11 protein-coding genes are annotated in these 13,281 nt (G+C 64.5%); 3 read left to right on the top strand and 8 right to left on the bottom strand.

What is annotated here, in order from left to right; genetic code table 11:
- Positions 1-3: 3 nt before the first annotated feature.
- From RBB31_RS13400 to RBB31_RS13390, 3 genes are all read right to left on the bottom strand, one after another.
- Complete coding sequence (locus tag RBB31_RS13400) at positions 4-1,380, bottom strand: cytochrome ubiquinol oxidase subunit I (protein ID WP_306129806.1); 1,377 nt, start codon at positions 1,378-1,380, stop codon at positions 4-6.
- 155 nt (positions 1,381-1,535) lie between these two features.
- Positions 1,536-2,885, bottom strand: coding sequence for an aminotransferase class III-fold pyridoxal phosphate-dependent enzyme (locus RBB31_RS13395; protein WP_306129805.1), 1,350 nt, complete (start codon positions 2,883-2,885; stop codon positions 1,536-1,538).
- Positions 2,886-3,442: 557 nt separating this feature from the next.
- Entirely contained in the window at positions 3,443-5,083 is a 1,641-nt protein-coding gene (locus RBB31_RS13390; protein ID WP_306129804.1) for an ABC transporter substrate-binding protein, read from the bottom strand.
- 207 nt (positions 5,084-5,290) lie between these two features.
- Here RBB31_RS13390 and aroC point away from each other — a divergent pair, with 207 nt between their 5' ends.
- The gene (gene aroC / locus RBB31_RS13385; RefSeq protein ID WP_306129803.1) at positions 5,291-6,394 is read left to right on the top strand and encodes a chorismate synthase; all 1,104 of its coding nucleotides are present in this window, start codon (positions 5,291-5,293) and stop codon (positions 6,392-6,394) included.
- A gap of 122 nt (positions 6,395-6,516) precedes the next feature.
- Here aroC and RBB31_RS13380 read toward each other — a convergent pair whose 3' ends face one another.
- The 5 genes from RBB31_RS13380 to RBB31_RS13360 all read right to left on the bottom strand — a co-directional run bounded on the left by RBB31_RS13380 (position 6,517) and on the right by RBB31_RS13360 (position 11,209).
- Positions 6,517-7,386 (bottom strand): DMT family transporter, encoded by an 870-nt coding sequence (locus RBB31_RS13380; RefSeq protein ID WP_306129802.1) that lies wholly within the window; start codon positions 7,384-7,386, stop codon positions 6,517-6,519.
- Between the two features lie 72 nt (positions 7,387-7,458).
- Positions 7,459-7,746, bottom strand: coding sequence for an HU family DNA-binding protein (locus RBB31_RS13375; protein ID WP_306129801.1), 288 nt, complete (start codon positions 7,744-7,746; stop codon positions 7,459-7,461).
- Between the two features lie 345 nt (positions 7,747-8,091).
- Entirely contained in the window at positions 8,092-9,372 is a 1,281-nt protein-coding gene (gene arsJ / locus RBB31_RS13370) for an organoarsenical effux MFS transporter ArsJ (protein ID WP_306129800.1), read from the bottom strand.
- Positions 9,369-10,367, bottom strand: a complete 999-nt coding sequence (locus RBB31_RS13365) for an ArsJ-associated glyceraldehyde-3-phosphate dehydrogenase (protein WP_306129799.1) — start codon at positions 10,365-10,367, stop codon at positions 9,369-9,371. Before RBB31_RS13365 ends, arsJ begins: the two co-directional genes overlap by 4 nt.
- The gene (locus RBB31_RS13360; protein WP_306129798.1) at positions 10,364-11,209 is read right to left on the bottom strand and encodes a helix-turn-helix domain-containing protein; all 846 of its coding nucleotides are present in this window, start codon (positions 11,207-11,209) and stop codon (positions 10,364-10,366) included. Before RBB31_RS13360 ends, RBB31_RS13365 begins: the two co-directional genes overlap by 4 nt.
- Before the next feature lie 98 nt (positions 11,210-11,307).
- Between RBB31_RS13360 and RBB31_RS13355 the strand changes: the two genes are divergently transcribed.
- Together RBB31_RS13355 and RBB31_RS13350 are read left to right on the top strand one after the other, a co-directional pair.
- The gene (locus RBB31_RS13355; protein WP_306129797.1) at positions 11,308-12,021 is read left to right on the top strand and encodes a Crp/Fnr family transcriptional regulator; all 714 of its coding nucleotides are present in this window, start codon (positions 11,308-11,310) and stop codon (positions 12,019-12,021) included.
- A 113-nt stretch (positions 12,022-12,134) separates the two neighbouring features.
- Positions 12,135-13,214 carry a PAS domain-containing protein gene (locus RBB31_RS13350; RefSeq protein ID WP_306129796.1) on the top strand — a complete coding sequence of 360 codons (1,080 nt, stop codon included), beginning with the start codon at positions 12,135-12,137 and terminating at the stop codon, positions 13,212-13,214.
- Positions 13,215-13,281: the final 67 nt, after the last annotated feature.

Here is a 13,281-nt window from a genome sequence, read left to right as displayed (position 1 = left end):
CTACTACTCCGCCGGTGTGGGGTTCAGGCCCGGCAGGTCGGGGCGGCCGCGCTTTTTCGCCTGCCGTCCGACGGAGGCGAGGTAGTAGAGCACGCCGATAAACGCCAGCAGCAGACCGGCATAGACCGACAGGTAAATGACCAGCGTCGTTGCCACCATCGGTGCGGGGACTTCGGCCACGGCTTGCTCGGTCGTCATCACGCCGCTGACCAGCCACGGCTGACGTCCGATCTCGGTCGTGTACCATCCCGCGAGCGTGGCGACCCAGCCGGAAAAGGCCATCGGCACCAGCGCCAGCAGCAGCGGCTTGGGCAAGCCTTCGGGGCCGCGCCGTCGGAACGCCATGAATCCCACCGCGGCCCAGCTGAGCAGCAGCATCGCCATGCCGGTGCCGACCATGACGCGGAAGGCGTAGAACACCGGCGCGACCGGCGGGTGAAGAGGGGTGCCGTCCTCTGCGACAAAGTCGTTGAGGCCCGGAATTTCGCCGTCGGCATGGTGCGTCAGGATGATCGACGCAAGGTTCGGGATGCCGATCTCTGCACGGTTTTCGCGCGCGATCTCGTCCGGGATCGCGAAGAGCAGAAGCGGGGCGTTGCCTTGGGTCTCCCAGTTGCCCTCCATCGCGGCCACCTTGGCGGGCTGGTGTTCCATCGTGTTGAGCCCGTGCATGTCGCCCGCGAAGATCTGCATCGGGATCAGCAACGCGCCGAGGCCGAGGCCCGTGACCAGCGAGACGCGCACGTCTGCGCCCTTGTCCCCGCGCAGCCAGCGCAGGGCGGAAAGACCGGCCAGCAGGAACGCGACCGTCAGGCCCGAGGCCAGCAGCATATGGGTCACGCGGTACGGCATCGAGGGGTTGAAGATGATCGCCCACCAGTTGGTCGCGTGGGCCACGCCCTCGCGCATCTCGAACCCCGCCGGCGTGTGCATCCAGCTCGACAGGACCAGGATCCAGAAGGCTGACATGGTCGTGCCGAACGCCACGAGGAACGTGGCCAGCGTGTGCAGCCAGCCCGGAACGCGGCTCATGCCGAAGAGCATGATGCCGAGGAACACGGCCTCGAGGAAGAAGGCGGTCATGACCTCGTAGGCCAGAAGCGGCCCGGCGATGTTGCCGACAGTTTCCATGAACCCGGGCCAGTTGGTGCCGAACTGGAACGACATGGTGATTCCCGACACGACACCAAGGCCGAAGCTGAGTGCGAATACCTTGACCCAGAAGCGGTAGGCATCCATCCAGCGTTCCTCGCCGCTGCTGTTGAAGCGCAGCTTGAAGTAGAAAAGCACCCACCCCAAGGCGATGGTGATCGTCGGGAACAGGATGTGAAACGAGATGTTTGCACCGAACTGGATGCGCGAAAGCAGGAGTGTGTCCATGGCCCTCAGATTGACAGGTTGCGACGGGCGACAGCGACCGCCACCGATCAATCTAGGGCCGAATACGCGAATATCCGCCCAATGCGACCAGAAAGCGCAGCGGTTTCGGGAACCCTGGGCGCGGGCGCCGGGTGGCGGCTTGCCAAATGCCGCGATCAGGCGGCGGCGAACCCGGTATCCAGCGCCGACAGGATGCGGTCGACCTCTTGCTCGGTGATGATCAGCGGGGGTGACATCAGTAGGTTGTTGCCCCCGATCCGGACCATCGCGCCGGCCTCGTACGTGGCCTTGTGAACCCGCTTGACCGTTGTTGCGTCCATCGGGGTTTTGGCTGCACGGTCGCTGACCAACTCGATGCCGGTCATCAGGCCGTGTCCGCCCCGGACATCGCCAATGATGTCGTGCTTTTCCATCAGGTTCCGAACACCATCGTAAAGCTGCGTGCCGCGGGCCGCGGCATTGGTCCTGGTATCCAGCCGCAGAGTTTCCGAAAGGCAGGCTACGACCGCGGCGGCCCCGACCGGATGGGCGGAATAGGTGTAGCCCGTCCAGATCGCGCCGCCTGCATCGGCGGTCTCGAACACCTCCGCGACCGGCTCGCTCAAGAGGACGCCGCCCACGGGGAAGTATGCGCTGGTGATGCCCTTGGCGACGGTCATCATGTCGGGCTTCACCCCCCAGTGCCGCGCGCCCGACCAGTCGCCGGTGCGCCCGAAGCCGCAGATCACCTCGTCCGAGATCAGCAGGATGCCGTAGCGGTCGCAGATTTCGCGCATGTGCTTCATGAAGCTGGCGTCGGGAACGATGACGCCGCCCGCGCCCTGGATCGGCTCCATGATGAAGGCGGCAATGGTGCCGGGATCCTGGAATTCGATCTCGTCCACCATCGCCGCGGCGATTTTCTCGGCAAGCTTGGCGGGATCGGTTTCGTCGAACGGATTGCGATAGGTATACGGGCTGGGCAGGTGGAAACAGCCGGGCAGAAGCGGCTCGTAGGTGATGCGGAAGCGGTTGTTGCCGTTGACCGATGCGCCGCCCCAATGCGTACCGTGATAGCCCTTTTTAAGCGACAGGAACTTGGTGCGTGTGGGCTCGCCCCGCAGCCGGTGATATTGCCGCGCCATGCGCAGGGCCGTGTCGACGGCGTCGGACCCGCCCGAGGTGAAGAAGACGCGGGCCATGCCGTCCTCGGCAAAGAATTCCTGCACCGCATAGGATGCTTCGATCGCGGGCGGATTGGTGGTGCCGGCAAAGGCCGAGTAGTACGGCAACTGCCACAGCTGGTCACTGATCGCCTGTTTGATGGCGTCGTTGGAATAGCCCAGATTCGTGCACCAGAGGCCACCCACGGCATCGACCACGCGATGCCCGTCGATATCGGTGATCTCGACGCCCTCGGCGCTCTTGATGATCGTCGGGGCGTGTTCCTGCTGCTCTCCGGGGTGGCCCATCGGATGCCACAGGTGTCGCGCGTTCATCTCGCGCAGGAAATTGTCGTCTTTCATGAAAGCCCCCGTCGCTGAGTCGCGGATTTGATCAAACGTGGCACCGGGGCGGGCGGCTGTCCAGAGACGCCGATAGGACCCCGTGCAAAAAGAAAGGGGGCCGTTGGTTCGGCCCCTCATTCCCTCCTGCCGCGTTGTAGGATCACCGTGCCGGGCTTTTGCTTTGCTGTCCGGCGACGGTCTGCCGCGATTTGCTGGTCGCGGAATGCTTTATCGAGTGTGCTGGAACGGCGCGGCGTACGGCATGGGCGAAAATGCCCCAGCGGGTCGCCACGGCCGCGATCATGATGTGCGCCCCGCGTGTCGACGCGGTTCCGATATGTTGAAGTGCCACAGTGCCGTTCGCAACACGGCGTCCCCCGATACCGGCACGGATCCGATCCCCTGTCCCCGTGCGTTGGAATGCAGTTTTACAAGGTATAGGCGAAGCGATTCGCGGCGGTCAATATTCGCTGATTCGTTTTCACACGGCTTTTCGCTAAGCCTCGAAACCGACTCGATAAAAAAATCTCGGCGCACGGGCAATGCCGCCGGTTTCAAAGCGGTTTCGGGCACGTTCAGGTGTCGAGCCAGACGTTTTCGAAATGCATGAAGCCGGACTGGTGCACCTGATCGTTCTTCACATGCGGGGCAAAGTGCTTGGTCCGGTTGCGCCAGAAGGGCTGTATGATGACGCCGTTCTCCTGAAGGCGGGCTTGCAGCTTGGCGGAATATTCGCGCCGTTCGTCGGCGTCGAAAACCCCCACGGCCTGTTCCAGCAGGGCATCGAATTCCGGGTCGGAATGCCCGGATTCGTTCCACGCCGCGCCCGATTTGTAGGCCAGCGCGAGCACCTGCACACCCAAGGGGCGCGGGCCCCAGTTGGTGGTCGAGAAAGGAAACTTGGTCCAGTCGTTCCAGAACGACGAGCCGGGAATGACTGTGCGCTTGATGTTGAAACCGGCCTCGCGCAGCATCGCGCCGATGGCGTCGGTGGTCGCCGTGCGCCAGTCGCCCTCGATCGAGATCAGCTCCAGCTCGGTTTCGCCGTGCCCGGCGGACCTCGCCAACGCGATGGCTGCGGCGGGATCCGGCGCTTTCCTGGGGAGCGCCGCATATTCCGGGTGGAAGGGCGCGACATGGTGGTTCTCGGCGGTGATGCCGTCACCGTTGATGCCCAGTTGCAGCGCGATTTTGTTGTCCACCGCCATCTGAACGGCATTGCGCAGCTGCTTCGAGCTGTAGGGCTCGGTATCCATGCGCATCCGGGCCACGATGGTGTTGGCGGTGGGCATGGTGCTCTTGACGAGGCCAAGATCGTCCAGCGCGTCGATGAGTTCCGGCGTGGTCTCATCGTTGACGTCGATCTTGCCGCTTTCGAAGGCTGCGACGATGGCCGCTTCGTCGGTGCCGAAGTCGATGAACCTGACCCCGTCAAGATAAGCCTCGCCGCCCCACCATTCACCGTTCTCGCGGCGCTTCACCTCGGCACCGGTGCCGATATCCATCGAGACCAGTTCGAAGGGGCCGGTGCCGATGGGGCTGTGGGCAAGGTCGGCGTCATCGCCATGGCTGCGGTGCACGATGAGAGCGGGATAGTCGGACATGCTGGCGATGAGCGAAATATCGGGGCGGGGCAGGTGCAGCTTCACCGTATGATCGTCGACCTGCTCGATCACGCCATCGGCCAGTTGCCCCGACTCCGCGTCGATCAGCGAGGCCATGCGGCCTGCCATGGAGTTGCCCTCGACCGACATGTCGCACCAGCGGGTGATGTTGTGGATCACGTCCTCGGCAGTGAACTCGTCGCCGTTGTTCCACGTCACGCCCCGGCGCAGGTTGAGGGTGTAGCTCTGCGCGTCGTCCGACACGTCCCAGCTGTCCAGCAGCAGGCCGGTAAAGCTGTAGTCGGCGTTCCAGCGCACCAGCGGTTCGCAGAACTGGCGGGCGAGGTTGCCTTTCTCGGCCCAGTCGTACTTGCGCGGATCGGTGATTTCCAACACGCGCATGGCGACACGCAGTACGCCGCCTTTCTTGCCGTCGCCATCCTGTGCCATCGCGGGCTGGGTCCTGCCCAGAAGGCCGTAAGCGGCGGCGGCGCTGGCGCCGAAGGTCGAGGCAAGCGCGATGAATTCGCGGCGGTCCACCTTTCCGGCGCGGGTGTCCGCGGCCAGTTTGCGCAGGCGGGGCCGCAGCTGGGGCGCTTGCGTGTCGGTCATTATCGATGTCTGCCTGTTCTGGGGACGTTTTTCCATCTTTATTCCGGCCTTTGGTCCCGCGAAACCAACGGAGCGGGATTCGGTCTCGGGCCTTCGAGTGACCAATCGCAAACGCGCGACGTGTCTCCTGCCGGTCGCGGGCCTTCGGCGAATTTGCTTGAGACGGCAGGGGTGCACGGGTAGATCAGGCCGCAAAGGAGAAACGGCATGAGCCTCAATACGTTCGGACATCTGTTTCGCGTCACCACCTGGGGCGAAAGTCACGGGCCCGCCCTGGGCGCGACCGTTGACGGATGTCCGCCGGGCGTTCCGGTGGACGAGGCGTTTCTGCAGCAGTTCCTGGACAAGCGACGCCCGGGGCAGAGCAAGCATACCACGCAGCGCAAGGAACCGGACGCGGTGAAGATCCTGTCGGGGGTGTTCGAAGGGCAGACAACCGGCACGCCGGTACAGCTTATGATCGAGAACACCGATCAGCGGTCGAAGGATTATGGCGACATCGCCCAGACCTTCCGGCCCGGCCATGCCGACATCACCTATCACCAGAAATACGGTATCCGTGACTATCGCGGCGGCGGGCGCAGTTCCGCCCGCGAGACGGCCGCGCGGGTTGCGGCGGGCGGGCTTGCGCGGGCCGCGCTGGCAAGCCTTGCGCCGGGCCTGGAGGTGAAAGGCTACATGACGCGGATGGGGGAGGTGACGATCGACGCCGACCGGATCGATTGGGCCGAGATCGACCGCAATGATTTCTTCCTGCCCGATGCGGGTGCGGTGTCGGTGTGGGAAGAGTACCTGCAAGGCATCCGCAAGGCGCAGAACTCGGTTGGGGCAGAGATCGAAGTGGTGTGTCGCGGGGCGCCCGCGGGGCTGGGCGCGCCGGTATATGGCAAGCTGGACACCGATCTGGCCGCCGCGATGATGAGCATCAATGCCGTCAAGGGCGTCGAGATCGGCGAGGGTATGGCCGCGGCGCGGCTGACGGGCGTCGACAATGCCGACGAGATCTTCATGGGCGCGAACGGCCCGGAATACGGCAGCAACCACGCGGGTGGTATCCTTGGCGGGATCTCCACCGGGCAGGACATCGTGGTGCGCTTTGCCGTGAAGCCCACCAGCTCGATCCTGACGCCGCGCCGGTCGATCCGGATGGATGGCAGCGCGACCGAGGTGGTCACCAAGGGGCGGCACGACCCGTGCGTGGGTATCCGTGCGGTGCCGGTCGCCGAGGCGATGATGGCCTGTGTCGTGCTCGATCACCTGCTGTTGCATCGCGGGCAGGTCGGCGACGGCCCGCGCGGCGTGATCGGATAGGTCAATCGTGCGGCTGCGCCGCGCAGGTTTGATTGGGTGAGGGGCTTTGCCCCTCGTGTCGAAACGGCGTTTCGACGCTCACCCCAGGATATTTTCGGCCAGAGGAAGAGACGGGCCGGAACTCAGGTTTCTTGCTGGCGCGAGAGTTGCACGGCGAGGATGCCCGCCGTGACCACCAGCACGCCGATTATATCCCAGAACCCTAATGCTTCGTTAAGCACGAGTGCTGCGATGGTCACGCCGAAGAACGGGGTGAGGAAGTGGAAGGTGGCGGCCTTGACCGCGCCGATGCGGTTGACCAGCGCGAACCACACGAGCGTAGCGGCCAGGCCGGGGATCAGCGTGGTGTAGACGAAGGCGGCGATGAAGGGCCAGGACCAGGCGATTTCGAGTGTCTCGGTCGAGAGGCCGACGATTCCGAGCGCGGCGCTGCCGACCAGCATTTGCAGGCCGACGATCATCAGGAAGTTGCCGCCCGAGGTGGCGCCGCGCACCATCAGCGTGGCGAAGGTGAGCGCCACGACACCGCCGATGCAGAGCATGACGCCATAAAGGTCGGCCCCGCCCTGGAGCCGTGTGCCCATGATCAGCGCGACGCCGGCCATGCCTGCGGCGAGGCCGGCAAAGCCCAGGGCGCTGACGCGTTGGCCGAGGAACAGCCAGCTGGCGAGGCCGACGAGCAGCGGCATGGAGGAGGCGATGATGGCGGCGAGCGAGGCCTCGACCGTTTGCATGGCGACGAAGTTCAGGCCGAGATAGAGCGCGTTCTGGCACAGGCCGAAGATGATCGTCGCCCGCCATTGCGCAGGTGTCAGACGCCAGGACTGGCCCAGGGCGCGGGCGATCAGGACGCCCAGGATGCCCGAGATCAGAAAGCGCAGGGCAAGCGCGCTGACGGGGGGGGCGGCGGCGACGATGATGCGCGCGGAGGTAAAGGCGCTGGACCACATGACGGCAAAGGCCAGCCCCATGAATAACGCGCGAAAGTCCATATTCTACTCGTCCTGAAATGAAAAGGGCCGCCGGTGGGGCGACCCTTTCCGAAACCTGAAAGGATTACAAGATCAGCCGTTCACGCTGTCCTTGAGGGCCTTGGCGATCGTCATCTTGACGACCTTGTCGGCATCCTTGTGGATCTGCTCGCCGGTGGCGGGGTTGCGCACCATGCGGGCCGGACGCTCGCGGCAGTAGATCTTGCCGACGCCGGGAAGGGTGACGGCGCCGCCGTTCGACACTTCCTTGGTGATGATGTCCACCATGGCATCAAGGGCGCTGGTGGCGGTTTTCTTGTCGCTGCCCATTTCTTCGGCGAGGGCCGCAACGAGCTGGGTTTTGGTCATCGGTTTTGCCATTTTCTGGTCTCCTTCAACTGCCCGTTTCTTGGGCCTCCTGCGCGGGATTTAACTGTATCTTGTAGGCAAACACAACAAATAGTGTCGTGAAACAAGGCCGATTTCTGCGTTTTGGGCCTGTTTTTTTGGGCTTTGCGCCGTTTTACACGAGATTCGGTGGACCACAACGCGCAAATGGCGATCTTGCAAGGGAGGCGGGGAATCGCCAGTCAAACTTGGTTAATGGGGCAAAACGGCCGAAAACCTACGTCGGTATCGCGTCGGTATCCGGGTGGTATTCCGACGGTGCGCGTGTCGCGGTTTACCGAGGTTAACAGGCCGTACGTGGTTAACAGGGGGCTGACGCTACGTGGCCGGGCGTTCCTGGTCCAGGGCCGGATCGAGGCGACCGGACGCCAGGGCCGAGGCTGCGACCATCGCGGTCGCGGTGCCCAGCATCAGGGGCAGGCCGCCCAGCTGGTAGGTGAGGCCCGAGAGCACGGTGCCGGCCAGCCGCCCGCCGGCATTGGCCATGTAGTAGAAGCCCACGTCCATCGTGACGCGCTCGGACTGCGTGAAGGCGAGGATCAGGTAGGAGTGCAGCGAGGAGTTCACCGCAAAGACGGCGCCGAAGACCAGCAGGCCTATGACCAGCGTGACGGTCAGCCAGGGCTGTGGGCCGGAAGCCATGAGCGCGGCGGCGGTCAGGGCGGCGGGAATGGCGGCGAGGGTCCAGGCCCAGCCGCGGGCGGCGGTGACCAGATCGGACTCGGGGCGGGCGGCGGCGCGCAGGAGGCGGGGGGCGCCGGCCTGCACGGCGCCGTAGAGGATGACCCAGACGGCCATGAACGTGCCGATGAGGAAGAAGGCGGCGCGGTTGCCCGCCTCAGAACCGTCGGACAGGACGGCGTAGAAGTAGATCGGGATGCCCACCACGAACCACACGTCGCGCGCGCCGAAGAGAAAGACGCGGGCTGCCGACAGCCAGTTGACGTTCGGGGACTTGGAGAAGACCTCGGAGAATTTCGCGCCCTTGCGGCCCTTGGGCAGGCCGGGGGGCATGGCGAGAAGGACCGCCACGAGGATGAGGGCGAGGATGGCGGCCATGCCGAGCACGGCGCCGGTGAAGCCGATGAGCGCCAGGAGGGCCGCGCCCAGCAGGAAGCCCAGACCCTTGACGGCGTTCTTGGAGCCGGTGAGCATGGCGACCCAGCGGAAGAGACCGCCGCCGGTGGTGGGGGCGAGGAGCTTGACCGCGGACTTGGAGGACATCTTGGCGAGGTCCTTGGCCACGCCGCTGGCGCCCTGGACGACCATCACGAAGGCGACCGAGAGGCCGATGGCCCAGTCGGGATCGAGCTGGGTGAGGGCCAGCAGGGCCAGCACCTGTATGCCGAGGCCGGCATAGAGCGTCGAGGTCAGGCCGAAGCGGGCGGCGATCCAGCCGGCTGCGAGGTTGGTGACCATGCCGGCGATCTCGTAGAGGACGAAGAGGTAGGCCAGTTGGACAGGCGAAAAGCCCAGCGTGTGGAAATGCAGAAGCACCAGCATCCGCAGCGCCCCGTCGGTGAGCATGAAGGCCCAGTAGGCGGCGGTAACGGCGATATAGGCCGAGAGGCCTTCGGGGCGGGCGGTGGCCTGTGTCACAGCGAGGCGCCGACCATCAGGGCCACGTCGACGAGGCGGTGGGCATAGCCCATCTCGTTGTCGTACCAGGCGTAGATCTTCACGTGGGTGCCGTTGACGACCATGGTCGAGGGCGCGTCGACGATGCCGGAGCGGGTGTCGTTGGTGTAGTCGGCGGAGACCAGCGGGCGTTCCTCGTAGCCGAGGATATCTTTCAGCGAGCCTTCGGACGCGGCCTTGAAGAAGGTGTTGACCTCTTCGGCGGTGGTTTCGCGCTCGACCTCGAAGACGCAGTCGGTGATCGAGGCGTTGAGCAACGGTACTCGGACGGCATGGCCGTTCAGGCGGCCTTTCAGTTCGGGGTAGATCAGCGTGATCGCCGTGGCGCTGCCGGTGGTGGTGGGAATGAGCGAGTTGAGCGCCGAGCGGGCGCGGCGCAGGTCCTTGGCGGGGCGGTCGACGATGGTCTGGGTGTTGGTGACGTCGTGGATCGTGGTCATGGAACCGTGCTTGATCGTCAGGTTCTCGTGGATGACCTTGACCACGGGGGCGAGGCAGTTGGTGGTGCAGCTGGCGGCGGTGACGATGCGGTGGCGGGCGGGGTCGTAGATCTCGTCGTTGACGCCCATGACGATGTTGGCCGCGTCGCCGTCCTTGACCGGGGCGGAGACGACCAGTTTTTTCACGCCGGCGTCGAAATAGGGGGCCAGCTTGGCCTCGGTCTTGAAGGCGCCGGTGCAGTCGATGACCACGTCGACGCCGTCGAGCGGCAGGGCCGAGAGGTCCTTCGTGCCGATGAAGGGGATGCGGGTGCCGTCGATGGTGACGCTGTCGGCGTCATGGGCGAACGCGGCCTCCCAGCGGCCATGCACGGTGTCGAATTCCAGAAGATGCGCGTGCATTTCCGGGTCGCCCACGGCGTCGTTGATCCAGGCGATTTTCGCGCCGCGCTCCAGCAGCGGCTTGAGGATCAGCTTGCCGATGCGGCCGAGCCCGTTGACGGCGTAGGTGGTCATGCGGAGGCTCCTGCGTTGGTGCGGCCGATGTCATCTACGGCTTTTTGTAGGGAAATCCGGTCGAGGCTGTCGAGTGACAAGCTTGTAAACGCCTTGATGCGGTTTTGCAGCGCGCCGTAGGCCTGTTGGAAGGCGAGCGCCTTTTGCGCGTCGGTGCCTGTCGCTTTCACCGGGTCTGGCATGCCCCAGTGGGCGCTGACGGGCTGGCCGGTCCAGGCCGGGCAATCCTCGTTCGCGGCCTGGTCGCAGACGGTGAAGACGAAATCGAATTGCGGCGCGTCGGGTCCTTGGAAGACCGCGACGTTCTTGGCCTCGAGCACCGAGGTGTCGTGGCCCTTCTGTTTCAGTACGTCGAGCGCGAAGGGGTTGAGTTCGGACCTGGGCCTGGTGCCTGCCGAATAGGCGTTGAAGCGGTTGCCCGCCTCGGCGCGCAGGAGGCTTTCGGCAAAGATCGAACGGGCGGAATTGCCGGTGCAGATGAAGAGCACGTTGTATTTGCGGTCGGTCATTTGGGAAACTCCGAGAAGGGTGTGCAGTGAGGTGAGGGAACAGGCATCGGGGCGGCCGCGGCAGCAGTCGCCGATGAGGTAATCGAGGGTTTGTCGCATCGCTGTCATCTCGACGCTGTAGCGCAGGGAGGTGCCCTGCCGCGTGCGCGTGATCAGCCCGGCCTGCACCAGCGCGTTCACGTAGGTCGAGAGCGTGTTGGGCTTGAGGTCGAGCGCGTGGGCCAGTTCGGTCGCCGGCACGGCATCGGGGTAGCGCCGCATCAGAAGGCGGAAGACCGCCATGCGCTGGGGGTGGCCGAGGGTGGCGAGCCGATGGGGAATCAGTGTTTCCATAATTCATGAATTACTGAAATAAAGGATTGTCCGCAAGTCTGTGTTTGCCCGTGGCCCTCTCGCGTGAACGAAACCGGGCCGAGAGGCGTTGCCCCTTCATGGTTTATGGCACGAATAACGGGGTTCTCTGTGCGCTGGGTCCCAAGACGCATTACGCGGTGACCGGACAATGCGAGGACGTGACGCTGAAGGCCGGGGCGGTATTGCAGCGCTCGGGCGAGGCAACGCACGCGGTCTATTTTCCCGAAACTGCCGTGGTGTCGGCGATTGCGACCTACAGCGACGGGTCTGGCATCGAGATGGCCAACATGGGGCGCGAGGCGTCGACGGCGGTGAACCTGCTGTTGGGCCAGTCGCACCAGTTGCACACCGACGAGGTGCAGATCGGGGGCGCGGCGCTGCGCCTGCCGGCGGAGCGGTTCTTGAAATTGAAGTCGGACCATGCGGAGTTTGAGCGGGTGCTGCTGGCAAGTGCGCAATCGGTGTTCTACCAGGTCATGATCTCGGGTGCGTGCAACGGCACGCATGACGCGCGGCAACGGCTGGCGCGGTGGCTCTTAACGATGGCCGACCGGATCGACGGCGCCGAGATGCGGCTGACCCACGATTTCCTGTCCGAGATGCTGGGTGTCCGGCGCGCGACAGTCACGAAGGCGGCGCAGGATCTTCAGGAAAACGGCCTGATCTCCTACACGCGGGGACGCATCAGGATCACAAACCGGAAAGGGCTGAGGGAGGCGAGTTGCGAATGTTACGACCTTGTTCGGAATGCCAATCGGGCCCTGTTGCCCAATGCCGGTCGAAACGGTTGAATTCCCTTCAATAAGTACGTTACCGTACAGATATTGCAGTTGACCTGCCCTAAGGTTGGACCAGCTTCGAAAAGTCATATAATCTGAGCAATTTCGGACCCGGGGGATTGCGCATGAAACCGATGGACGCCAGCATGGATGGTGACGATACAATGAAGAATGCCATTCGGCATTCTCCGTTGTCGATCGTGCTGACGGATCCGCGGATAGAGGACAACCCGATCACCTACGTCAACACCGCCTTCGAGACGCTGACCCTGTACAGCCGCAGCTATGCGATCGGGCGGAACTGCCGCTTTCTGCAGGGACCGGAGACGGATACGCAGCATGTCGGGCGCATTCGCGACGGCCTGGATTCCGAGAAGGAATTCGAGGTCACGCTGACCAATTACAGGGCCGATGGCTCGGCGTTTCGCAACCAGTTGCTGGTCGCGCCGATACATGGCGAGGATGGCGAGCTGACGGCCTTTTTCGGGTTGCAGCGGGAGGTGCCCGGCGGCGCCGACGCGGCGGGAGAGGACGACTCGATCGGGCTCTTGCGGGAGTTGCAGCACCGGGTCAAGAACCACCTTGCGATGATCGTCAGCATGATCCGCCTTCAGGCGCGACAGGAGGTCACCGAGGACTCGCTGAAGGCGATCAGCCGGCGGATCGAGGCATTGTCGGTGCTCTATGACGAGCTGTTGAGCGACGGGAGCGACGGCACCAGTGAGGAAATTGCGGCGGGCGCCTATCTGAGCCGGATCGCCTCGGTCATTTCCAGCCTGGAGCCGCGCGGGGCGATCCGGGTGAACGTGGAGTGCGACGAGGTCTCGCTGCCGGTGGACCAGGCGGCAAGGCTGGGGCTGCTCTTGTCGGAGTTTCTGACCAACGCGCTTGAACATGCCTTCGAAGGCCGGTCCGCGGGCAGCGTCGAGGTGCGGTTCGCGCGGCGCGACGAGGGCGGGGTGCGTCTGATCGTCGAGGATGACGGCAACGGTTTGCCGGAGGGCAGCAACTGGCCCTTTTCGGCGGCCAGTATCGAGGCGCAGCGGGACCGGGCCGAGCATCACGAGGGCGCGCTGGACACGACCGGCGAAAACGGCAAGCCCGGCGTCGGCGGCAGCATCGTGCAGGCGCTGACACAATCGCTGGAGGCGGATCTGTCGGTCGAGCGTCTGGAACAGGGCACGCGGGTGACGGTCGAGCTGTGACGGGCTGAACCGGCGGCCCGCGTCTCGCGCAGGTTTCGGTGCGCGGCGATTGGTGGCTTGGCCTTTG

The organism is Roseovarius sp. MMSF_3350, assembly GCF_030733425.1.
Lineage (GTDB): Bacteria > Pseudomonadota > Alphaproteobacteria > Rhodobacterales > Rhodobacteraceae > Roseovarius.
The sequence above is the reverse complement of the archived record's forward strand: the minus strand, read 5'-3'. Positions and strand labels throughout refer to the sequence as shown.